This window comes from Treponema sp. HNW (genome assembly GCF_050320395.1).
Taxonomy (GTDB): domain Bacteria; phylum Spirochaetota; class Spirochaetia; order Treponematales; family Treponemataceae; genus Treponema_C.
Genome location: NZ_CP144459.1, coordinates 384,459 through 405,543 on the forward strand (window position 1 = coordinate 384,459; position 21,085 = coordinate 405,543).

Annotated in this window: 21 protein-coding genes; 6 read left to right on the top strand and 15 right to left on the bottom strand. The window is 47.7% G+C overall.

The genetic code is table 11. The features are described 5' to 3' along the window. Positions 1–7: 7 nt before the first annotated feature. From V1L52_RS01765 to V1L52_RS01775, 3 genes are all read left to right on the top strand, one after another. A complete protein-coding gene (locus tag V1L52_RS01765) occupies positions 8–538 on the top strand; it encodes an adenine phosphoribosyltransferase (RefSeq protein WP_428770582.1) in 531 nt (176 codons plus the stop codon). A 138-nt stretch (positions 539–676) separates the two neighbouring features. Then, entirely contained in the window at positions 677–1,951 is a 1,275-nt protein-coding gene (locus tag V1L52_RS01770) for an ATP-binding protein (RefSeq protein WP_428770583.1), read from the top strand. Between the two features lie 142 nt (positions 1,952–2,093). After that, positions 2,094–2,477, top strand: coding sequence for a desulfoferrodoxin family protein (locus V1L52_RS01775; RefSeq protein WP_428770584.1), 384 nt, complete (start codon positions 2,094–2,096; stop codon positions 2,475–2,477). Between the two features lie 147 nt (positions 2,478–2,624). Here V1L52_RS01775 and V1L52_RS01780 read toward each other — a convergent pair whose 3' ends face one another. The 4 genes from V1L52_RS01780 to hcp are packed head-to-tail and all read right to left on the bottom strand — an operon-like array spanning position 2,625 to position 6,438. After that, positions 2,625–3,314, bottom strand: coding sequence for a DUF2249 domain-containing protein (locus V1L52_RS01780; protein WP_428770585.1), 690 nt, complete (start codon positions 3,312–3,314; stop codon positions 2,625–2,627). 22 nt (positions 3,315–3,336) lie between these two features. Continuing rightward, positions 3,337–3,894 carry a hemerythrin domain-containing protein gene (locus tag V1L52_RS01785; protein ID WP_428770586.1) on the bottom strand — a complete coding sequence of 186 codons (558 nt, stop codon included), beginning with the start codon at positions 3,892–3,894 and terminating at the stop codon, positions 3,337–3,339. Then, positions 3,881–4,504, bottom strand: a complete 624-nt coding sequence (locus tag V1L52_RS01790; RefSeq protein WP_428770587.1) for a hypothetical protein — start codon at positions 4,502–4,504, stop codon at positions 3,881–3,883. The genes V1L52_RS01785 and V1L52_RS01790 overlap by 14 nt, the downstream gene beginning before the upstream one ends. A gap of 56 nt (positions 4,505–4,560) precedes the next feature. Then, positions 4,561–6,438 carry a hydroxylamine reductase gene (gene hcp / locus V1L52_RS01795; RefSeq protein WP_428770588.1) on the bottom strand — a complete coding sequence of 626 codons (1,878 nt, stop codon included), beginning with the start codon at positions 6,436–6,438 and terminating at the stop codon, positions 4,561–4,563. Between the two features lie 104 nt (positions 6,439–6,542). Here hcp and V1L52_RS01800 point away from each other — a divergent pair, with 104 nt between their 5' ends. Further along, positions 6,543–7,223, top strand: a complete 681-nt coding sequence (locus tag V1L52_RS01800) for a Crp/Fnr family transcriptional regulator (protein ID WP_428770589.1) — start codon at positions 6,543–6,545, stop codon at positions 7,221–7,223. Between the two features lie 166 nt (positions 7,224–7,389). Here V1L52_RS01800 and V1L52_RS01805 read toward each other — a convergent pair whose 3' ends face one another. The 8 genes from V1L52_RS01805 to V1L52_RS01840 form a co-directional block, all read right to left on the bottom strand. Then, positions 7,390–8,892 carry a carbon starvation CstA family protein gene (locus V1L52_RS01805; protein WP_428770590.1) on the bottom strand — a complete coding sequence of 501 codons (1,503 nt, stop codon included), beginning with the start codon at positions 8,890–8,892 and terminating at the stop codon, positions 7,390–7,392. Positions 8,893–9,009: 117 nt separating this feature from the next. Continuing rightward, positions 9,010–9,729 carry an anaerobic ribonucleoside-triphosphate reductase activating protein gene (locus V1L52_RS01810; RefSeq protein ID WP_428770591.1) on the bottom strand — a complete coding sequence of 240 codons (720 nt, stop codon included), beginning with the start codon at positions 9,727–9,729 and terminating at the stop codon, positions 9,010–9,012. 9 nt (positions 9,730–9,738) lie between these two features. Further along, positions 9,739–10,278, bottom strand: coding sequence for an anaerobic ribonucleoside-triphosphate reductase (gene nrdD, locus V1L52_RS01815; protein WP_428770592.1), 540 nt, complete (start codon positions 10,276–10,278; stop codon positions 9,739–9,741). A 62-nt stretch (positions 10,279–10,340) separates the two neighbouring features. After that, on the bottom strand, positions 10,341–12,476 hold the full coding sequence (locus tag V1L52_RS01820) for a ribonucleoside triphosphate reductase (protein WP_428770593.1): 2,136 nt from the start codon (positions 12,474–12,476) through the stop codon (positions 10,341–10,343). After that, positions 12,473–12,934 (bottom strand): transcriptional regulator NrdR, encoded by a 462-nt coding sequence (gene nrdR, locus V1L52_RS01825; RefSeq protein ID WP_428770594.1) that lies wholly within the window; start codon positions 12,932–12,934, stop codon positions 12,473–12,475. Before nrdR ends, V1L52_RS01820 begins: the two co-directional genes overlap by 4 nt. Before the next feature lie 160 nt (positions 12,935–13,094). Beyond that, positions 13,095–13,691, bottom strand: coding sequence for an energy-coupling factor transporter transmembrane component T family protein (locus tag V1L52_RS01830; RefSeq protein WP_428770595.1), 597 nt, complete (start codon positions 13,689–13,691; stop codon positions 13,095–13,097). Then, positions 13,682–14,500: an energy-coupling factor ABC transporter ATP-binding protein gene (locus V1L52_RS01835; protein WP_428770596.1), complete on the bottom strand. Its 819-nt coding sequence runs from the start codon at positions 14,498–14,500 to the stop codon at positions 13,682–13,684. Before V1L52_RS01835 ends, V1L52_RS01830 begins: the two co-directional genes overlap by 10 nt. After that, a complete protein-coding gene (locus tag V1L52_RS01840; RefSeq protein WP_428770597.1) occupies positions 14,497–15,084 on the bottom strand; it encodes a biotin transporter BioY in 588 nt (195 codons plus the stop codon). Before V1L52_RS01840 ends, V1L52_RS01835 begins: the two co-directional genes overlap by 4 nt. 116 nt (positions 15,085–15,200) lie before the next feature. Here V1L52_RS01840 and V1L52_RS01845 point away from each other — a divergent pair, with 116 nt between their 5' ends. Both V1L52_RS01845 and V1L52_RS01850 read left to right on the top strand, forming a co-directional pair. Next, complete coding sequence (locus V1L52_RS01845; RefSeq protein ID WP_428770598.1) at positions 15,201–15,686, top strand: Lrp/AsnC family transcriptional regulator; 486 nt, start codon at positions 15,201–15,203, stop codon at positions 15,684–15,686. A gap of 1 nt (position 15,687) precedes the next feature. After that, complete coding sequence (locus tag V1L52_RS01850; protein WP_428770599.1) at positions 15,688–16,866, top strand: pyridoxal phosphate-dependent aminotransferase; 1,179 nt, start codon at positions 15,688–15,690, stop codon at positions 16,864–16,866. A gap of 121 nt (positions 16,867–16,987) precedes the next feature. Here V1L52_RS01850 and V1L52_RS01855 read toward each other — a convergent pair whose 3' ends face one another. From V1L52_RS01855 to V1L52_RS01865, 3 genes are all read right to left on the bottom strand, one after another. Continuing rightward, positions 16,988–17,695 (bottom strand): DNA-binding domain-containing protein, encoded by a 708-nt coding sequence (locus V1L52_RS01855; protein ID WP_428770600.1) that lies wholly within the window; start codon positions 17,693–17,695, stop codon positions 16,988–16,990. A gap of 282 nt (positions 17,696–17,977) precedes the next feature. Beyond that, complete coding sequence (locus V1L52_RS01860) at positions 17,978–19,315, bottom strand: leucine-rich repeat protein (RefSeq protein WP_428770601.1); 1,338 nt, start codon at positions 19,313–19,315, stop codon at positions 17,978–17,980. A gap of 1,013 nt (positions 19,316–20,328) precedes the next feature. After that, entirely contained in the window at positions 20,329–21,042 is a 714-nt protein-coding gene (locus tag V1L52_RS01865) for a purine-nucleoside phosphorylase (protein ID WP_428770602.1), read from the bottom strand. Between the last annotated feature and the right edge of the window lie 43 nt (positions 21,043–21,085).

The window sequence follows — 21,085 nt, forward strand, 5'->3', positions numbered from 1 at the left end:
TAGCTTTATGGACGTAACGATTCTTGACCGCGCTTTGCGCCGTGTGCCGGATTTTCCGAAGCCGGGTATTTTGTTTTACGATATTACGGGCATTTTGGTAAACCCCGAAGCTTTCCGCTTTTGTATAGACGCGATGGTCGATATATACCGCAATGAAAAAATAGATGCCGTTGCAGGTGTGGAATCGCGGGGCTTTATTTTTGCAGCCCCCTTTGCCGACCGTATGGGAATACCCCTGATTTTGGTCCGTAAAAAAGGCAAGCTTCCCGGCGAAAAATGGTCATGCAGTTATCAGTTGGAATACGGCACCGCCGAAATCGAAATCCATAAAAGCGACATAAAAGAAGGTCAGCGCATTTTGGTTATTGACGATTTGATAGCCACGGGGGGAACCCTGAATGCCGTTAAAACGATATTGGAACAGGCCGGTGCTTCCGTTGCCGAATTTTTCGGCGTGGTCGGGCTGCCCTTTTTAAAACACAGAGAAGTGTTGGCGCCGACGCCCGTGCGTACTTTAATCGATTTTGATTCCGAGTAAAACGCTTTTTTCGGCTGTTTGTGCAGCATTTGAATTTTACAAAACGCCGAAAAAAATCTTTACAAAACGCCGAAAGAAATCCTTACAAAACGCCGAAAAAAATCTTTACAAAACGCCGAAAAACCGTATAATGTAGGTATGAAGTCCTATAAACCCCGTATTGCGGATAACATCTTGCAAAAAAAGCTTGAAGCTAAGGGGGCGGTATTGATTGAAGGCCCTAAATGGTGCGGTAAAACGACAACCGCCCTTCAAAAAGCCGGCAGTGTTTTAAGGATGGATAATCCGCAAACAAAAGAACAAAACATAAATCTTGCAAAACTCAATCCTCAGCGGCTTTTAAAAGGAGATACGCCGCGCCTCATCGATGAATGGCAAATAGCCCCTGTTTTGTGGGATGCGGTGAGGTACGAAGTCGACACGCGCGGCAAAACGGGACAATTTATACTTACCGGTTCGGCCGTTCCGCCCGATACAAAAGAAATCACCCATTCGGGAACCGGAAGGTTTACATGGCTGACAATGAGACCGATGAGTTTGTATGAATCACTCGAATCGAGCGGTGAAGTCAGCCTTAAAGAATTGTTTGCCGGAAATGTGAATATTGACGGTGAAAACAAACTTTCTATCGAACAGCTGGCTTTTCTTGTCTGCCGCGGCGGCTGGCCTCAATCAGTCGATTTAAAAAGAGGAGCCGCCTTACAGCAAGCTTTCGACTATTATGACGCGGTTGTCAAATCGGACATAAACCGTGCGGACGGCATCAATAAAAATCCCGAGCGCGTAAAAAAAATCATGCAGTCCTATGCAAGAAATCAAGGGAGCCAAGCCGCCTATACGGTTATCGCTCAGGATATAGCGGCAAACGACGTTGAAACCGTTAATGAAGATACCGTACAAACATATATCAGCGCCTTAAAAAAAATATTTGTTGTGGAAGATATGCCCGCATGGAATCCGAACCTCCGCTCAAAGGCCGCAATCAGAACATCAGACACCAGATACTATGTAGACCCGTCCATTGCCGCAGCGAGTTTGGGAATCGGGCCTGAAGACCTTATAAACGATTTAAAAACATTCGGTTTGTTTTTTGAAACACTGTGCGTACGCGATTTGCGTGTTTTTGCCGAAAGCCTTGACGGTTCGGTGTATCACTATAGGGATAATGCGAACCTCGAATGCGATACCGTCCTTCATTTAAGAAACGGCTCCTACGGCTTGATTGAAATAAAACTCGGCGGCGATGATTTTATCAATGAGGGAGCTGTCAATCTTTTAAAACTGCGGGATAAAATCGATACCGTAAAAATGAAGGAACCGGCATTTTTAATGGTTTTAACCGGCGTAGGACAATATGCTTACAAACGCGAAGACGGAATCCTCGTCGTTCCTATCGGCTGTTTAAAAAACTGAAACAGTGAATTGCTCTAAGCGGAAAGTATCTGTCCGGCTTGAAATCTTTTGCACGCCTTCTTTATGTATAGCGTATGTACTGTGACAACCGCACTTTCCCTTTGGCCTTTCATATGTTATACTTACATATATGGAGGCTCATATGTGTAAAGTACGTTTTTTTATTTGTAAACACTGCGGCAATATCGCCGCCCTGGTTCATGACGCCGGAGTTCCCCTTGTGTGCTGCGGTGAAAAAATGGCCGAACTTATTGCCGGAAGCACGGACGCGGCTCAGGAAAAACATGTTCCCGTCGTTGAAGTAAACGGCAAAGAAGTAAAGGTAACCGTCGGTTCGGTTGCTCATCCTATGGAAGAAAAACACTTCATTCAGTGGGTGTACTTGCAAACCGAAAAGGGCGCTCAGCGCAAATGCTTAAATCCCGGTGACAAACCCGAAGTTGTTTTTTCGCTTACTGCGGACGATAAACCCGTTGCGGCATACGAATACTGCAACCTTCACGGTTTGTGGAAAAGGGATTTTTAATCCACTGATTTGTATTCCATCGATTTTTAATCCGGAGATTTCCGGATTTTTAAAGATTTAATTGAGGACGAATCGGGGGCTCGCTTCCGCCTAAAAGCAACAGGTCTTTCAGACGGAACCGGCCCCTTTTTTTACGTTCTTTTTACGCTATTGCACCCCGACTTCGGGATTTTTTTCGCCGAATTTTTCGGTTAAGCTGTCCAGTATTTCTTTACGGCTTTTGCCGCGTTTTTCCCCCGCTTTTATCATCTTATACGCTTGGAAAAGCGCTGAAGGTCCTATTTCCGAACTGAAATAACCGATTCCCTGATTCCACGCCAAAAGCTCAAATATATCGTCAAAAACGGCCGTATCGACACCGCATGCATAGGCCTTTATCAATTCACGCGATGCCTGCCGCATACGGCCGGCTCCCGCCGCGTTTGTAAGCGATAATAAAAGGCGCATTTCGTAGGGAAGGCTGCGCTTTTTGCTTTTCCATGTTACATTCCAAAAATCGACGGCAATTTTTCCCAAATCCTCATCGATAAGGGGATAATTTAAAAGGGCTATCGGACGGAAGGGACTTTCGCCGCCGTCCGTATCGATAACTTCGCTGCGGTAAAAAAATACGTGAAATTCATTTTCCGCAATTTCTTCGGTATGATATTCAAAGCCCATTTTTTCAAACACCTCATAAAGAGGGTGAGGCTCAAAGCGCTGTATGATAACCAACCCTTCTCCCGCCTTTAAGGATTCCGCCTTTTTTTTAAGACCTGGAAAAAAATTGCCCTGCAGCTGCCGCACGTCGATTTTTTCAAAACCTGTGGTTTTGTCTTTCCAATTTTCGTAACTCATAAAAACCTCCGTTTATTTATTGTCAAGCATATTTTTCCGACAAAGTCCGCAATATGTGCAGATTTGTTTTTTGTATGCCTGCTTGTTCCGCTTTTATTTCAAACAGATGAACTTCTTCATCTATTTTTTGTAAAACATCCTTGCTTAAACCGCGCCGCGCAAAAGGATATACCGCTTCGTTTTCTTTTTCGATATGGCGGGTCAAAAGATCCGACCATTGTGCCGTACGCGCCAAAATATCCAATTTGGTTTCCGTGTCCGGATTTTGTGCATAGCGGTTTAAGGCTTTTTCCAATTCGCTTATATAAAATCTGCCTAAATCGTGTTCGACCAGCATTCCGTGCCTGATAAGCGTTTGTGCGGCGTTTCCCAGTTTTTCCGACATATCGCGAAATAAGATGTCTTCTTCTTTCCCGTGGTGATGACGGTCCGCATAGGTTCGGGCAAAATGAATCATGTTTCTAAAGTCTTCTTCGTCAATCGGCTTCCCTTCAAGAATCCCGCAGCATACGGTGCGCATAACCTTAATCACTGCTAAAATATTTTTATGTTCTTCAATCATTAAATCAATGCTGTACATTGTTCACCTTCCTTGTAATTCGATACAGTTTTCCGTTGTCGTCAAAACACAGATTGCTGCCGGAAAACATTCCCTGTATCCATGCAGAACGCAGTGCATAATAATCGTTTATATCTGCTCCGCCATTATCCCAGTACTGCCGATGTACACAGCGCGTTCTGCGCCACGCAATAGCACTGCCGCTTTGTTCGGTAATTTCGTTTATGCGGTCGCAGGGCATACCGTCCAAAAATACGGTATTATATATTTTAAAAGCTTCTTCGGGGCTTGTATCTTTTTCGAAGGCGCTGTGAGTACCGAACGTAAAAGCATGTTGTTTTAAGTCCTCCATACTTACACCCGCTTCCTCTGTCAATAAACGTACCGAAAGAGCAAGTCTGCTTTCAGCCCTGTCAATTCTTTTTTGAATCCAGCCGTGAATGTTTCCAGTATCTATAACCTGTTCCAGAGGTTCACATTCGCTTGGGCCGCAGGATTTTTCAAGGCGGCTGCGGATTTTTTCCCGCATTTTTTCGGATGCCGCCGTTTCAAGCAAGTATGTGCAAAAATCCTCCTGCCGGCGAATCTTGTCATACATCATATAATGAATAGGACCTAAAAATGTACTCATAACATACTCCATTGTAGGGGCTGCCTTAAAGCCGTCTTTGGGGCAGCCCGGTACGGCTATACCGCCGCCTTATGATTCAGTGCCTTTACCACTGCGTCCGCATCGAGGCCGTGTACGATGCAGGCGTCGGCTAAAGATTCCGCCTGTGCCGAGGGGCAGCCCAAACAATGCATACCGAAAGAAGTCAAAACGGAGGCGGCATCGGGGACGGCGCGCAATATATCGCCTATAAGCATATCGGAGTTTACGCCGCCGCTTTTTGCGCTTTGTTCTCCCGTGCTTTTTGACTCATCTTCCTCTTGGGGAAAAAAGAGTTTGAGGTCGTCTTCGACGCTGCCGATTCCGCTTATTCCGAATTGTTCGACCAAAACCTTTGCAACGTTCGGACTGAGAAATGCCGGCAGGGTCGGGCCTAAGTGAATATTTTTTACGCCTAAATAAAGCAGGGCCAGCAATACGATAACCGCTTTTTGTTCATACCATGCAATATTGTATATGATGGGAAGTTCATTGATATCATTTAAGCCGAACGCTTCTTTTAATTTTAAAGCAATTAAAGCTAAAGAGTATGAATCGTTGCATTGGCCGGCATCCAAAACGCGGGGAATGCCTTCGATATTGCCGAGCTTTAATTTGTTGTATTTGTACTTTGCACAGCCCGCCGTTAAAATAACCGTGTCGCGGGGCAGCTTTTCCGCAAATTCGGTATAGTAATTGCGCGATTTTGCGCGCCCGTCGCAGCCGCCCATAACGATGAATTTTTTAATAGCGCCGGATTTAACCGCTTCGACGACCTTATCCGCCAGTGCGAGCACTTGATTATGAGCAAAGCCGCCGACGATTTCTCCGGTTTCAATTTCTTCGGGAGGATTGCAGCGTTTTGCGTGTTCTATAATTTGCGAAAAATCCTTTTCTTCTCCGATATCGCCTTCAATATGAGGACAGCCGGGAAAGCCCGCCGTGCCGGTGGTGTATAAGCGGTTTTTATAGCTTTCACTCGGAGGAACAATACAGTTTGTGGTCATCAGAATTGGGCCGTTAAAGCTTTGAAATTCTTCTTTTTGTTTCCACCACGCATTACCGTAGTTCCCGACAAAATGCGTGTATTTTTTAAACGCCGGATAATAGTGTGCAGGCAGCATTTCCGAGTGAGTATAGACGTCAACGCCGCTTCCTTCGGTTTGTTTAAGAAGCATTTCCATATCGCGTAAATCGTGACCGGAAATAAGGATACCGGGTTTTGTACCGACGCCGATATTTACCTTGGTGATTTCGGGATTGCCGTAAGTTTCGGTGTTTGCCCTATCCAAAAGAGCCATGCCGGCAACACCGAATTTTCCCGTTTCCAGCGTTAAGGCGATTAAATCGTTTACGCTTAAAGTTTCGTCCAATGTTTTTGCAAGCGCACTTTGAATAAAGGCGTCGGTTTCATCGTCGTAATGCAATAACACGTTTGCATGTTTTGAGTAGGCCGCCAATCCTTTTAAACCGTAAGTAATCAATTCCCTCAAACTGCGTACATCCTCGTTGTCCTGAGAAAGAACGCCGACTTGTGCGGCTTTTTGCACAAACGTATTTTTTTCACCGTTCCACAGTGCGGCTTCGGGTAAAGAAGATTTGTCCTTTATCCGGGATAACAAAGCTTCCTTTGTGTCGAGGCTAAGACAAATACGATTTATAATCGCATCGTCGTCGAAGTTTGCATTTGTAATTGTAGTAAAAAGATTTTGCGTAACCAATCGGTTGATTTCGCGGTCTACGCTTGTACCCTCGGAGCGCAGCCTACCGGTTACGGCCGAAAGTCCCTTTGTTACATAAATCAACAAATCCTGTAAGGCGGCGGTTTCGGGTTTTTTCCCGCATACACCCGATTGGGTGCAGCCCTTGCCGCCTGCGGTTTCCTGGCACTGCCAGCAGAACATCTTGTTTTCCATAATCGTCTCCTTATATTCGGGTGTGTCCCCTTGATGTTTCAAGGCTAATATACTATGGTTGTAAAAAGAAAGATGTTGTTATAACAACAAAACGGAAAAATTATATGAATTTTTTATTATTGGCAAACACAGGGCTTTTTTCCGGTATCGAAGCGGATGAAATAAAAAAAGCGCTTGAATGTTTGGGCTTTGAAAAGCGGCCGTTTGCAAAGGGCGAAAAAGTATTCCGTGCGGGAAAAATCGTTCAATCCTTTGCCCTGGTATTGTCGGGAAGCGTTATCATCGAAAATACCGATTTTTGGGGAAACATAAGCGTTTTGGATAAAATCGGTGCGGGGCATACCTGCGCGGAAACCTATGCCTTTGCCGAAGGTGAAGCTTTAATGGTTGATGTAACGGCGACGGAGCAAAGCGAAGTCTTGTTTTTAAATGCAAAACGCGTGATGACCGTCTGCTCCCGTGCCTGTTCTTATCACAACAAGCTTATCCGCAATTTGCTTTTTATCTTTGCCCAAAAAAACCTTCATTTATCGCGAAGGATTTTTCATACCTCGTCAAAATCGATACGCGGGCGTCTTATGTCGTATTTATCGCACCGGGCGGCACAATGCGGAAGCGGAACCTTTTGCGTACCCTTTAACCGTCAGGAACTTGCCGATTATTTAAGCGTGGACAGAAGCGCTTTGTCGAACGAATTGAGTAAAATGCAAAAAGAGGGCTTGCTTACAACCGAAAAAAATCGGTTTTGTTTGAACGCGGGGAAGTCGGAAATCTTTACTTTATAAACCCGAATAATAAATTCGCAATCCGGACAGCAGGCGGAAAAGGAAGGGTTCAAAACAGGCTGCTTACATGCTGCCGCCCGTTTTAACTTGAGGAAGGGTGGGATAAAAAAAGGGCAGGTTCCGTATGGAAACCTGCCCCATTCTTCGCCGTTGCCGGTGAATATTATCAGTGCTTGCGTCCTATGACGATTTTACTTTGAAGCTCAAGGCTGCGCTTCGGGTTCATGTATATTCTGACGATAAACAGAGCCAGGAATACAACGGCCGCTGCTATACCGACTGCGTATGAAATCGTAATTCCCTTGTCTCCCAAACGTACAAGATTAAAGCATTCTTTTGCATACATAAGGTAGGTTACTGAAACTGCCGACATAAAGGTTGCGGGAATTGCGGCAAGCCAGCAGCGGTTCTTTTCGGGGTAGTTTGTCGCAAGATATGCGGCACCGGCCCACAATACAATCATCGCAAGGGTTTGGTTAGACCATGAAAAATAGCGCCAGACGACACTGTAGTTGATGAGTGAAATACCGTAACCGATGATAAGAAGAGGTGCGGCTATTGAAAGACGTATATTCAGTTTCTTTTCGTCGAGCTTAAACCAATCGAAGATAATCATACGCGCGCTGCGGAAAGCCGTATCGCCGGATGTAATCGGGCAGGCAATAACGCCGATCATGGCGATTGCGCCTCCTACCGTTCCGAGCAGTCCCGTACAAATCGCGTATACCGACTTCGAGTTTCCTCCGCCGAGTGCGAGCAAAGCTTTAAGACCGGTTCCCGATCCGTCTTTATTCCAAAAGAAAGCGATTGCGGCCGAAGCCCATACCATCGCGATAATGCCTTCCGCTACCATTGCACCGTAGAAAACCCAGCGGCCTTCTTTTTCGTTTCTCAGCGTGCGGGATACGATTGGTGATTGGGTTGCGTGGAAGCCCGAAATGGCACCGCAGGCTACCGTGATAAACATCAGCGGCCAAATAGGTTTTTGCCCTTCACTGGGATGAAGGTTTGCGAGGGTGAGTTCCATCATCGGACGGGTACCGCTGTTTGCGATGGTTGCAATCGAAACTCCCAAAGCCATCAAAATAAGGAAGGCTCCGAATATCGGATAGAGGCGGGCGATAACCTTATCGACCGGAAGAATGGTTGCAAGGAAATAATAGACAAGGATGATAATCGTCCATACTTTCACGTTAAGCCATTCGGGGGTAAGAAGGGCCAAGAGTCCTGCCGGTCCTACCATAAACACAACGCCGACCATAACCAAAAGAACAAGACCGAAGACGCGCATAATATTTTGCATTACCGGTCCCAAATATTTTCCCGTAATTTCGGTAATACTTGCACCGTCGTTACGGACGGACAGCATTCCCGCAAGATAGTCATGTACCGCACCGGCAAACAGCGTACCCGCAACAATCCACAGATAAACGCTGGGGCCCCACAGAGCGCCTGAAATTGCACCGAAAATCGGTCCCAAGCCGGCAATGTTTAAAAGTTGAATTAAAAAAGCCTTGGGTTTTGAAATAGGAACATAGTCAACTCCGTCCGGATGCGTTACGGCCGGGGTCGGTCTGTTTGCATCGGGTTTGAAAACCTTTTCTACAAATGTGCCGTACAGAAAATATCCTCCGACAAGAGCTGCGACACATACTAAAAAAGTAATCATAAATAAAACCTCCTGAAAAACGTTTTAAAGATGTGTGTATAAGGGCATAAGACAAGAGTTTTGCTTTGTCCTTTTATTTATTGTACACCCGATTCACGGATTTGTAAACGGGAAAGTTTACCTTAACAAACTGTCCGGTATAAGGCTTTGGGCATAGGATACAAGGGATTGCATTTGTTCATCGGTGTAGGGAATTATATCGTTGTATGCCGGGTCAAGACAGTTTCCCGGTATAAAGGGGGCAAAGCGCCATGATGCGTCGGGGGGTAACAGTGCTGCCATCCGCGCTATATCGGCTTTTTGTACAAGGGGGGGAACCAGCACTGTTCTGAATTCGCGCCGGGCGGCGGGGAGACGCTTTACACAAGAGAGGGTGCGCTCTAAAAGTTCGTGCGCGCCGCAGCTGTTTAAAAGCGGCGTGTTTCCGGCTAAGAGGTTATAACGAGTCGGTGACGTTTTTATGTCGACAGCTATAAAGTCGGGACTTGTATCGGATGCTTCAAACAGGGCTTCGAGGGCGGCGGGATGCATACCGTTTGTGTCCAGTTTTACCGCATAGCCCGTATTTTTCGCTTTTTTGATGATTGAAGGTATTTCCGTGCGGATAAGAGGTTCCCCGCCGGATATAACAAAACCGGAAAGAACATTCCGCCGTTTTATTAAATGCTCAAAAACCTCATCTTCCGTCCGGCTTTCTTCCGGGGGCAGGCTGTTAAAAACGCTGTCCGTATTGTAGCAATAAGGACAGCGCAAACTGCAGCCCGTTAAAAACCATGCACAGGCGACCTTACCCGGATAATCGACAAGGGTCGTTTTGATTAAAGCGCCCGTAAGCATGGTGTCTAATTAAGCTACGTGCTGTTTTGCGGGAACGAGGATGCGCGAAAGCTCGGCAACGTTGTGAGCGCGCGCCGTTTCTTCTCCGTTTTTATCGAATACGACAACCGTCGGGGCTGCCAAAACTCCGAGCTGTGCGGCTCTTTGTAAACCCTCTTCCGTATCGACATCGATATAGGTACCTTCCGCATCTATCGATGCCAAATAGTTTTTTACGGGAGGACAGTTCGGGCAGGTTGTTCTGCCGAAAAATTCGTAAAAGGCGGGTATGCCTTCGGCGTTTACGGTATTTGCGGCAACTGCATGTTCCCCGGCCGTATGGGGGGCGGCGCAAGCGGCATCCCGTTCGTCGGAGTGTATACCGTCGCAGACAAACTGTTTGCGGTGATTGTATTCGTCGCGTTTTCCTTTATTCCAATTGCGCACCGAGCGGTAATAACCTACAATCCGCGCATAGACTTCGGTTTCCGTTCCGCGCACTTGAGCCAAATCTTCTTTGACCCGGGCTATATCGGCTTCAATTTGAGCCAAAGTTCTCACCGGTTCCATTTAATCCTCCCCATGGGCTGTCCGAAATAAAGTCGCTTTAGACAGCTCCACTATTCAATATATTATAAGTTTGCCGCTTTTTCAAGCGATACACGCTTTTCTTCTTCCAACCGTTGAAGTTTTAAGCGCAGTTCATGTTCTTTTTCGGCCTTGCATTTCGGACACTCAAAGACTTCGCCGGGCAAATAACCGTGAACTTTACATATGGAATATGTCGGCGAAATCGTAATGTAGGGAATGCGGTAATTTGCCGTAAGCGTTTTTACCAAATCCCGGCAGGCTCTCCAATCCTTTATAGCCTCGCCCATAAAGGTATGGAATACGGTTCCTCCCGTGTACTTTGTCTGCAAGCTTTCCTGATGATCCATAGCTTCAAATATGTCGCTCGTATAGTTTACCGGAAGCTGTGTCGAATTCGTATAATAAGGGTCGTGTTCGCCCGACGTGATAATATCGGGAAACTGCCGTTTGTCGTGGCTTGCAAGCCGATAGGAGGTACTTTCAGCCGGGGTCGCTTCCAAATTGAACAGTTCCCCCGTTTTTTCCTGATAGTCGGCCATGCGCTGCCTCATATGAAGGAGCACTTCTTCGGCAAAGGCCTTTCCTTCCGGATGAACGATGTCGACGCCCAAAAAGTTAAGGCAGCATTCGTTCATTCCGCACAAACCGATTGTATTAAAGTGGTTGTTCAGCGTGGAAAGATAGCGCTTTGTGTAGGGGAAAAGTCCGCCGTCCAATAAGCGCTGGATAAGCTTGCGTTTTGCGCACAAACTTTCCTTTGCCAAATCCATGAGGTAGTCCAAGCGTGCAAAAAACTGCTGTTTTGTTTTTGCCAAATAGCCGATTTGCGGCAGGTTGATTGTAACAACGCCCAAAGAGCCGGTAAATTCGTCGGAACCGAATAAACCGCCGCCGCGTTTTCGCAATTCGCGTTTGTCCAGCTGTAAGCGGCAGCACATGGAGCGCACATCGCCCGGATTCAAGTCGGAATTGACAAAGTTTTGAAAATACGGGGTACCGTATTGGGCGGTCATTTCGAATAAAAGGCGTGCGTTTTCGCCGTCCCAGTTAAAATCCTTTGTTATATTGTAGGTGGGAATGGGATATTGAAAACCGCGGCCCGCCGCATCGCCTTCGAGCATGAGTTCGATAAAAACCTTGTTTATCATATCCATTTCGGCTTGGCAGTCGCCGTAGGTAAAGTCCATCTCGGTTCCGCAGGCGATGGCTTTTTTGTCCTTCATGTCTTCGGGAACCGTCCAGTCCAAGGTGATGTTTGTAAAGGGAGCCTGGCTTCCCCAGCGGCTGGGCGTGTTGACACCGTAAATAAAGCTTTGAATGCATTGACGCACTTCTTTTTCGCTTAAAGTATCTTTTTTTACAAAGGGTGCCAAATAGGTGTCGAAAGAGCTGAAGGCCTGGGCACCCGCCCATTCGTTTTGCATAATGCCTAAAAAGTTGACAATCTGCTGGATGAGGGTGGACAAGTGCTTTGCGGGCGTTGACGTAATTTTATCGGGAACGCCTCCCAAGCCTTCGGCTACAAGCTGGCGGATAGACCAGCCCGCGCAATAGCCCGAGAACATCGATAAGTCGTGGATGTGAAAGGCGGCTGTTTTGTGGGCTTCGGCAACTTCTTTTGAATACACGTTTGTCAGCCAATAGTTTGCCGTAATTGCCCCGGAATTATGCAAAATCAGGCCGCCCAGCGAATAGTTTACGTTCGCATTTTCCTTTACGCGCCAATCCGACTGGCTTAAATACTGACCCATGGTCGTATTGATGTCGAGCATAAGGCTTTTCGCATCGCGCATAGCCTCGTGTTTTGCCCGGTACAGGATATAGGCTTTTGCAACCTGTACTTCATTTTCTTCTATCAATACCGTTTCGACTATATCCTGAATTTCTTCAATAGCCGGAATGGAATTCTTATGCCGTCCGGCCATCATAAGGCGGAGCTTCTCTTCGGTTTTTTGCGTGAGGAACTCCGCCTTATCGGGGTTCGGCCGTTTTTCAACAGCCGTAACGGCCTTTCCTATGGCGGTATTGATTTTGGAACGGTCGTAATCCCCTATTTCCCCCGACCGTTTTACGACATGCTTGATGAACATGGCCGAATTATCGTCTTTATCGGTTCCCAAAAAAGTTTTCCATTCGGGGAACACGCTTTGTTCGGCAGAACTGCTTTGCCCGTTCATTCGCCTCCTCCCAGCTTATTTACTTCAGTAACGAATTCTTCCAAATTTTCAAAATGCCGATATACCGAAGCAAAGCGTATGTAGGCGACCTTATCGACCTTGTGCAGTGCTTCCAAAACCAGATTTCCCAAGTCGGCTGTGGAAATCTCACGGCTGCCCCGTGCGCGCATAACCGCCTGGCTTTCAATATCGTTGACGATATTTTCCACTTGCGAGGTGGAGACGGGGCGCTTTTCCAATGCGCGTTCTATGCCTTTTTCCAGTTTTGTACGATCAAAGGGCTCCCGTCTTCCGTCTTTTTTAACGACCATAAGCGGCTTTTCTTCGATGTGTTCATAGCTGGTAAAACGGTAACCGCAGGAAAGACATTCTCTTCTGCGCCTTATGCTTTCCCCGTTGGTCATGGTTCTCGATTCAAGTACCTTGTCGTCAAGGCTTCCGCAATAGGGGCAGCGCATAGGATCTCCGTTTTGTAAAAGGTACGGATTTACGCTTGCATATATAGCGTTTTATCCGCAACAACTGCATTATATAACACTATATCTGTTCGTGCAAGTCTTTTTTGAAAAAAAAGAGGAAAAATCGGCAAAAAAATCCGAAAATGCCGCTCGCATTTATTTAATTGCGATTTTGGAGAGAATAAAATAATGACCGGGCTTTAAAAAGAGAGAGCGATATAAAGACGGGTAACAGTACAAAGAGTTTTTTTACGCCGTTTTTACCGGCGCGGGCCTTCCATGACAGTTCAAGCCGGGCCCATACCGAAAAAAGCATGGGAATAAAGGCTAAAAAAAGCACAAATAAGAGGGCGATGCGGGCCGGAAGGATTTTTTCGAGGGCCGATTTTAATTCAAGCGATGTGGTGGTGTTAAAAAAAAGCGAGGTGATTTGCAGGGCACATACGAGTTTGAGGATGAGTTCGATAAGCGGCCGTATCGACGTATCCGAGCCTGCAATAAAAGAGACGGCCTGGACGAGAATAAGAAAAAAAACGTAGTAGGCTAAAGGCTTTAGGTCAAGTATTTGCTGTCTTATACCGAATCCCGCATAAAGGGCTGCGCCTGCGTTAATCCCTATCCATATAAAACAGTACAGGGGGGAGACGAAAAAAACTGTTGCGGGCAGGGCAAAAAGTAAAATCACCTTAACGACGGCCGGCATTTTATGGATAAAACTCTTTCCGCTTCGGTAGGAAAAAAGCGGCTTTATGTCCATAATAAGTCCTCCCGTTTTTTATACGAGCACAGGGGATGCCGGATATTCCATTGCTTAAGGTCGAGTTTTAAACCCTCACCCGGCGTGCCGTCGAATACGAGTTTTCCAAAAGACAGGACCATAAAGCGGTCGGCGAGGGCATAACATTTTTCCAATTCATGGGTTAAAATCAAAACCGTACGGCCGTCTTGTTTTAACATGGCTATCAAATCGTTTACCTGCACTACGCCGCTGTAGTCCAGGTTTGCATAGGGTTCGTCAAAGATGACGACGGGACAGTCCATTGCAAGGATTCCCGCGACGGCAAGGCGGCGTTTTTCGCCTCCCGATAAAAAACGGGCGGGAAAGGATGCGCGTTTTAAAAGACCGGTTTTTTCCAAGGCCTCTTTACAGCGCTTGTGAGCTTCGTCGTTTTTAAGTTTGAGATTTTTTAAGCCGAACATAACGTCTTCGGCCGGTGTTTCGCCGAGAATCTGCATATCCGCGTCCTGAAAAATAAGACCGCATCTTCCGCTTACCGAGACCGTGCCCGCCGAAGCTTCTTCCAATCCCGCAATGATCGACATAAGTATGCTTTTCCCCGACCCGTTTGCCCCGCCGATAAGGAGGCATTCGCCCTCATAGACGGTAAAGGACACATCGTTTAAAACCGAGATAAGGGGAGTGTTCTCTCCTGATTTTTCCGCTGCGGCCGCGTCACTGCCGCTTGTAGGGTCGGCATGTACGGCATATTCAAAACCGTACAGGGGGTCGGGCCTGAAAAAGCGTTTGCTTATATGTTCAACCCTTATTGCCGCTTTTTTGTTCATGCGCCGAGGTCCGTATCCTTATATAAGTAACGGGCAATAACGGGTCTGAGTTTTACCGCAAGTACAACGGTTAACACCGCTTTTAAGCCGTCACCGGGCAAAAAGGGTATGCAGGCAAGGCTGAGGGCTTCGATAAAACCTTTTCCGGTAACTTTGATAAATTGGGCTATACCCGGAATATAAATGAAGGCAAAGCCTAAAAGAGTGCCCAAAATAATTCTGTGCAGGGCGGTTTTATGCTCAGCCGAGGGTTTACCTATGTAAAATCCCGCAGCGGCAGCGGCCAAAAAATAGCCGATTAAAAAGCCGCCCGTCGGACCGAGGATGATTGCCATTCCGCCGCGGCCTCCGGCAAATACGGGAAGTCCCAGCATTCCTGCAAGCAAAAAGAGACCTGCCGCTCCCGCTCCCTGCACGCCGCCCAAAAGGGCTGCCGCCAAAACGGGCATCATGTTTTGTAATACGATGGGCACCGGAGATCCGGGAAGGGGAATCGAAATAAAACCGGTTACGGCAATCAAGGCCGCAAAAAGGGCGGTAAAAACCGATTTAAGCAATTTTTCATGTGATTTTTTATCAGTCATAAAACTCTCCGAAATAATTTACTGAAGTATATCGTTTTTTTTATATATTTTCAATGATTTTAATTTTGAGATAAACACGCCTTGCAAAAAGTCGGTAAAATCGGTATTGTTCCGGTATGGAAGAAATCTTGAATTTACTGCGTGCCGATGCGCGCATTTCGGCTGAAGACATCGCCGTTATGACAAAAAAAACGCCTGAAGAGGTTCGGGCGATTATACAAAACCTCGAAAAAGAGGGCGTTATATTAAAATATGCCGCAATCGTAAACCCCGAAAAAATAAACGGCGAAGGCGCTTCCGTGCGCGCCGAAATAGAAATTCAGGTTACGCCGGAGCGCGAACACGGCTTCGACGCTCTTGCCGAGCGCATTTACCGCTTTCCGCAAGTGCGCGCCCTGTACCTTATGAGCGGCGGCTACGATTTAAAAGTGGTTATCGAAGGCGAAAGCTTACAGGATGTCGCCTTTTTTGTTGCGCGCAAACTGTCCACGATTGAAGGAGTGCGCAGCACCAAAACGCACTTTATTTTAAAAACGTATAAAGAAAACGACGTCGTATACGTAAGCGAAAAAACGGACGGCCGCGAAGGGGTAACCGCATAATATGGAACAAAACACCAGAAGCGACCGCTTTTCTTCCCTTATGAAGGATATTCCCCCGTCGGGTATACGCAAGTTTTTCGACTTGATTATCGGCCGCGACGATATTATTTCTTTGGGTGTCGGCGAACCCGACTTTGCCACGCCTTGGACTATCAGGGAAGAAGCTTTTTATCATTTGGAGCAGGGACATACCTCTTACACGTCGAACTGGGGCTTAAAGGAACTGCGCCAAGCGATTGCCGGCTACCTTACAAAATACGATTTACACTACAATCCCGCAAACGAAATTCTTGTTACCGTCGGCGTGTCGGAAGCCGTAGACGCGGTATTGCGTGCGGTTTTAAATCCGGGCGACGAAATTATTATTTGCGAGCCCTGCTATGTTTCGTATCAGCCTTTAGCGGCCCTGTGCGGCGTAACGCTCGTCCACTTGGATACGGGCAAAACGGGTTTTTATCCTACCGCCGAATCGGTGGAAAAACTGATAACGCCTAAAACAAAGGCGCTGATGATTTGTTCGCCGAGCAACCCGACCGGCCGCGTTATTCCGCGCGACGAGCTGGAAAAAATCGCCGCCCTGGTGCAAAAGCATCAAATATGGGTATTGTCGGACGAAGTATACTGCGAATTGATTTACGACGAGCACAAACACTGTTCAATAGGCTCTTTTCCGGGCATGAAGCCGTACAGTATTATCTTAAACGGATTTTCAAAATCCTTTGCGATGACCGGCTGGCGCATAGGCTTTATTTGCTGCCCGGCCGACTTGATGGAGCAGGTGCATAAGCTGCACCAGTATTCGTCGATTTGCGCGCCGATTATGAGCCAGTACGGAGCTTTGGAAGGCCTTCGTTCCGGTATGGGCGAAGTGGAAAAAATGCGCGTATCCTACGCCCAGCGGCGCAACCTTATGTACAAGGCTTTTTGCGATATGGGGCTTAAAGTTGCAGAGCCGGAAGGCGCGTTTTATATATTCCCCGATATCCGCTTCAGCGGTTTAACTTCCGAAGAGTTTGCAACCGAATTGATAGAAAAACATCGGGTTGCCGTTGTTCCCGGCTCGGTGTTCGGCTCAGGCGGCGAAGGCTTTATCCGCTGTTGTTATGCAACAAGCATTGTAAAAATCAAAGAAGCCCTGCGCCGCATAGGTGAAATGGTCGCCGAGTATAAGCAGCTTTAATGTTATAATCGGAATGCCTACGACCGACGAAGGTTATAAGCTACGGCAGGCGTAGGTTATGCACTACGGCGGCCGTAGGTTCCGTGTTTTGACCGGCGAAGGCTGTGCGGTTTGTCAAAGCTTATGTGCGGGTAAGCGGTTTATCGAATCTGCCCGTTTTAAGGCTTTTGCTTTTTTGCGACGAACCGATTATCTTTGTGCGCACTTCGATGTACCAATTGCCGGCTTTTAAGTCCGCAGGGATGATTGCCATAAGACGGGCGGGTTTGTTTTCGGCGATGACGGCAGCCCTTACTTCGGCCCCCGCTTCGGGTACAAAGAAGATGCCTTGTGAGGCGTCTTTGGGGTCGAACTTTAACCTTGCGCCTACCAGCTGCACAACGCCGCCTGCGCTCAGAAGCTCGTTCACCTTGCCCGATACGATGTCGGTAACTTCGGTAATGTAGGGGTTTGTGTCGGTACTTTGCGTCTTTTCGCATTTGATTTTTGTAAGCGCATTTTTAAGCAGGAGGCCGGGCGTAAGGTTGAGTTTGATGTTGTGGCGCTTTTTGTCGAAGCTGTCCGCCGCCCCGATAAAGGTACCGGTAATGCTCAATGCCGTGTTCATAAGGGGCGTGTTTACCGCAGAGCCGTCTTCAATCAGGGCGGAAACCACTTCGCCGTACACTTGCAGCACCGCCTTTGTGTCCGCCTTGGTCAGGGTTGAACCTTTTTGCATCATAAGGTCAATGATTTCGTCAAGAGAAAACGAGCGCACATCGGCAGCCTGCGCCATGTAGTCGTTTTCGTCCGGTGTGAGTAAGTTTTCACGTAAACAGTACTTCAGCATAACATACCTCCAAAATACCGATAATCGGCGGGTACATCAGGGCGGATGCAAAAAGGCTTCCGCGTTCGGGCGCACGCGCCCTCACTTGTGCAGAATTTTTTGCACCGCGCCCGTGTACCCGCCATTCGCGTTGTTCCGTAGGAAAAGCGGGAAATTTCTTTTCACAGTCCCGGCACGGATGCCGGAACAGCCATAGATACCGCGAGTTTGCCTTGAGGCAAACCGTTTGCCGTAGGCAAACTTGAAGCATAAAAACTCACAGGACGTGAGTTTTTATGCCGTTTACGGCTCCTCGTCTATTCTGCTTGCATCTACGCCTGAGGCGGTGAGCAGTTCTTTTATGCCTGTGCCGGTTTTAACTTTAAAGCGGCCTGTTGTATAGTTAAAGGCGTTGGTGCCGATTGCCGTAAGGGGCGGGTTTTTGCACGCATAAAAATCAAAGAGTGCTACCTTATTGCAGCCCCAAAATACACCTTCTCCCAAAGAGTTAAGGCATGAGGGAAGTTTGACGGTGCCTGTTATTCTGAAGTTTTGAAACGCACCCTTGCTAATTGTAAGCGGCTGTGTGCACTTGGAAAAATCGAGGCCGCTTACTTTAAAGCATTGGTTAAAAGCACCACGACCGATTTCGGCAAGGTTCGGGGGGAACTCGAGCATTCCTTCAAGGTTTCTACAGCTGTAAAAAGCATACTCCCCGATGCGGGTAAGGTTTTTACTTAAAGAGAGCTTTATTATACCCTGGCAATTGTAAAAAGCATCGCTGCCGATTTTGGTAAGGCTTTCGGGAAGGTGTACTTCCGTTATGCCGGTACAGTCATAAAAAGCGCTGCCGAAAATTTCGGTAATGTGTGCGGGTACGCGCAATATGCCTCTGGGTTTTTCGCCCGTGTAGCCTTTAAGCACGGTGCCTGCGATTATTAATTTTGAAAGCGGTATGGAGTCAGCCGGCTTAAAGCTCACCTTTACCGTAAGGGGGGCGCTTACGGTTACCCTTGCAAGGGGATTTTCAGGGGTGCCGGTACCCGCTTCAAAGGTGCCGCCCGAGATTGTCCAGCTGTCGGTCATGTAGCCTGTTGCGGGCACTGCGGTAAAGCGGACTTTTTTTCCTTTTGCTATTTCGGTACCCGTTGTAATCGGCTGTCCGTTAGGGCCAGCTGCCGTAAGGGTTCCGTTGCCGCCTTCTACGCTAAAATTTACGGTGTAGTTGGGAACATCCAATTCAAAGGCAACCGTTACCGTTACATCGGAGGTAATTGGCTCCGAATAAGTGTTTCCTGCAATGGGCAGGTAGCCGCCGTTACGGGTCCAGCCTGTTATTCTGTAGCCCGCTGCGGGAGCTGCGGTAAAGGTTACGGTTTTGCCTTTTTCCACTTGGGCGCCGCTGTTTATTGCCGTGCCGTCTACCTTTGCCGTAAGTGTGCCGTTCCCGTCTTCTACGCTAAAGTTTACGGTGTATTTGGATTGCGTTGTGCCCCCGCTCGTGTTACCGCCGGAACTTGTTCCGCCGCCTGCGGCGTTGGGGCAGGCGGTAAAGAGCCCCATAATCACTAACGATGCGGCAAGTGTGAGTACTGCCGCCCAACTTGTAAAGCGCTTTGCGCTTTTGTTTGTGTGTTTCATAAGAAACCTCCTAAATGTTAGGGGGAGAGAGTACGGCGTTCATAAAGATGAATAGTATCGAGGCATTGGGCACACGCAAAAAGGCTTCCGCGCTTCGCTTGTGCAGATTTTTTGCGCGGTGCCCATGCCTCACCGCCTTTTTCATCTAATGCCGCGGTACTCTCTCCTCCCCTTCATAGTCCCGCCACGGACGTGCGGGAAAACTTGATATTTGCATACAATCGGACATCCTGCCCGATTGTATGCAAGGTTCGGTTTTGAACCTGTGTAATATAAAAAAACGCACAGAGCGGAAAAATCCGCTTTGCGCGTTTGGGTGTGAGAATGCTTGTTTGTGTGATTTTTCGAAAGTGTAAATTTACAGCCGGCTATCCGCGAGTTTCGCCGGCTGAGCCGCCGAAACTCGTTGCATAAAAGCGAGCTGCTCTGCAGAGAGCTTTTATGCCGGTGCTGAGTGCTGAGTGCTGAGTGCTGAGTGCTGAGTGCTGAGTGCTGAGTGCTGAGTGCTGAGTGCTGAGTGCTGAGTGCTGAGTGCTGAGTGCTGAGTGCTGAGTGCTGAGTGCTGAGTGCTGAGTGCTGAGTAATTATGGGGGCGGCTTCGGCTTTGTCAAGTACCCTGTGCCCTTTTTGTGCGGAAAAGATAACAGATGTGCCGGTATTACCGTGCATAAAGCCCCTCGTAAAAAGTTAATATAACGCACAGCACAGATGTAGGTAAGCGGAAAATATCTTAGATAAAAATTCCGATGCGTGAACCCGTCGCGTAAAAAGGCTTCCGCGCTTCGCTTGTGCAGATTTTTTTTACGCGATCGGAACCCCGCATCAGATGTTTTACATCGTAAGTATTTCCCCCATATGCTTTCCGACCCGTACACGGATGTATGCGAAAGCTATAGGTAAGGAGTTTCGCACCCTGTGCGAAACTCGGATTAAAGAGCGAACAGGATGTCCGCTCTTTAAACATTGTAACACAATTGTCCTAAAAAAACAAAGTTTTGGGGAAGTTTTTAATTCTATATACACTCAAGAGCGGTTTCAAACATCGGTTCGAGGGCGCTCATGCGTTTTGCCTTGGTCAAACCCTTGCCGGTTACGCAGGAGTCGGTGTGCGTCAAAATCGATAGGGCTTTTTTGCCCAAGCGTGCGGCCGTGCAGTAGAGGGCGTAGGTTTCCATATCCTGAACAAGACAGCCCATCGCCGCCCAACCCTGCCACGATTCGACCGCACCGATTGCATTGTAGTCCGAAAACATATCCGACGAAAAAACCTGCCCCGCATGATAGCGGAAGCCCCTGCTTTCTGCCGTGTCGGCCGCCTTTTGCAGCAATTCAAAGTCGGCACAGGGATTAAAGGTTCCCGGAAGCCTGAATTGATATGCGTAGTTGGAGTCGGTGGAAGCGCTTATCGCAAAAACCATATCTGCAAGTTTTAAATAAGGCTGTAAACCGCCTGCGGTTCCGATTCGTATAATGCGTTCGGCCCCGTAAGACGAATACAGTTCGTATGCGTAAATGCCCGCCGAGGGGCCGCCCATACCCGAAGCCATAACGCTCACGGGTTTTCCCCGAAATGTTCCCGTAAAGCCGAGTACGTTGCGCACGGCGGTTACTTGGCGCGGGTTGTCAAAATAGTGCTCGGCAACGTATTGTGCGCGTAAGGGGTCGCCGGGTAAAAGCACCGAGGGTGCAATGTCGCCTTTTGAGGCGCTGTTATGAGGTGTAGCCATAAGGGAATTATAGCACTAAAGAGCTAAAATGTGTATACTTAAG

Coding starts and splice junctions, on each gene's coding strand:
- V1L52_RS01775 (WP_428770584.1), top strand. CDS start 2,094: ATGTGTAAAGTACGTTTTTTTATTTGTAAACACTGCGGCAATATCGCC.
- V1L52_RS01800 (WP_428770589.1), top strand. CDS start 6,543: ATGAATTTTTTATTATTGGCAAACACAGGGCTTTTTTCCGGTATCGAA.
- V1L52_RS01770 (WP_428770583.1), top strand. CDS start 677: ATGAAGTCCTATAAACCCCGTATTGCGGATAACATCTTGCAAAAAAAG.
- V1L52_RS01845 (WP_428770598.1), top strand. CDS start 15,201: ATGGAAGAAATCTTGAATTTACTGCGTGCCGATGCGCGCATTTCGGCT.
- hcp (WP_428770588.1), bottom strand. CDS start 6,438: ATGGAAAACAAGATGTTCTGCTGGCAGTGCCAGGAAACCGCAGGCGGC.
- V1L52_RS01865 (WP_428770602.1), bottom strand. CDS start 21,042: ATGGCTACACCTCATAACAGCGCCTCAAAAGGCGACATTGCACCCTCG.
- V1L52_RS01835 (WP_428770596.1), bottom strand. CDS start 14,500: ATGAACAAAAAAGCGGCAATAAGGGTTGAACATATAAGCAAACGCTTT.
- V1L52_RS01860 (WP_428770601.1), bottom strand. CDS start 19,315: ATGAAACACACAAACAAAAGCGCAAAGCGCTTTACAAGTTGGGCGGCA.
- V1L52_RS01805 (WP_428770590.1), bottom strand. CDS start 8,892: ATGATTACTTTTTTAGTATGTGTCGCAGCTCTTGTCGGAGGATATTTT.
- V1L52_RS01820 (WP_428770593.1), bottom strand. CDS start 12,476: ATGAACGGGCAAAGCAGTTCTGCCGAACAAAGCGTGTTCCCCGAATGG.
- nrdD (WP_428770592.1), bottom strand. CDS start 10,278: ATGGAACCGGTGAGAACTTTGGCTCAAATTGAAGCCGATATAGCCCGG.
- V1L52_RS01840 (WP_428770597.1), bottom strand. CDS start 15,084: ATGACTGATAAAAAATCACATGAAAAATTGCTTAAATCGGTTTTTACC.
- V1L52_RS01765 (WP_428770582.1), top strand. CDS start 8: ATGGACGTAACGATTCTTGACCGCGCTTTGCGCCGTGTGCCGGATTTT.
- V1L52_RS01850 (WP_428770599.1), top strand. CDS start 15,688: ATGGAACAAAACACCAGAAGCGACCGCTTTTCTTCCCTTATGAAGGAT.
- V1L52_RS01790 (WP_428770587.1), bottom strand. CDS start 4,504: ATGAGTACATTTTTAGGTCCTATTCATTATATGATGTATGACAAGATT.
- V1L52_RS01780 (WP_428770585.1), bottom strand. CDS start 3,314: ATGAGTTACGAAAATTGGAAAGACAAAACCACAGGTTTTGAAAAAATC.
- V1L52_RS01810 (WP_428770591.1), bottom strand. CDS start 9,729: ATGCTTACGGGCGCTTTAATCAAAACGACCCTTGTCGATTATCCGGGT.
- nrdR (WP_428770594.1), bottom strand. CDS start 12,934: ATGCGCTGCCCCTATTGCGGAAGCCTTGACGACAAGGTACTTGAATCG.
- V1L52_RS01830 (WP_428770595.1), bottom strand. CDS start 13,691: ATGGACATAAAGCCGCTTTTTTCCTACCGAAGCGGAAAGAGTTTTATC.
- V1L52_RS01855 (WP_428770600.1), bottom strand. CDS start 17,695: ATGCTGAAGTACTGTTTACGTGAAAACTTACTCACACCGGACGAAAAC.
- V1L52_RS01785 (WP_428770586.1), bottom strand. CDS start 3,894: ATGTACAGCATTGATTTAATGATTGAAGAACATAAAAATATTTTAGCA.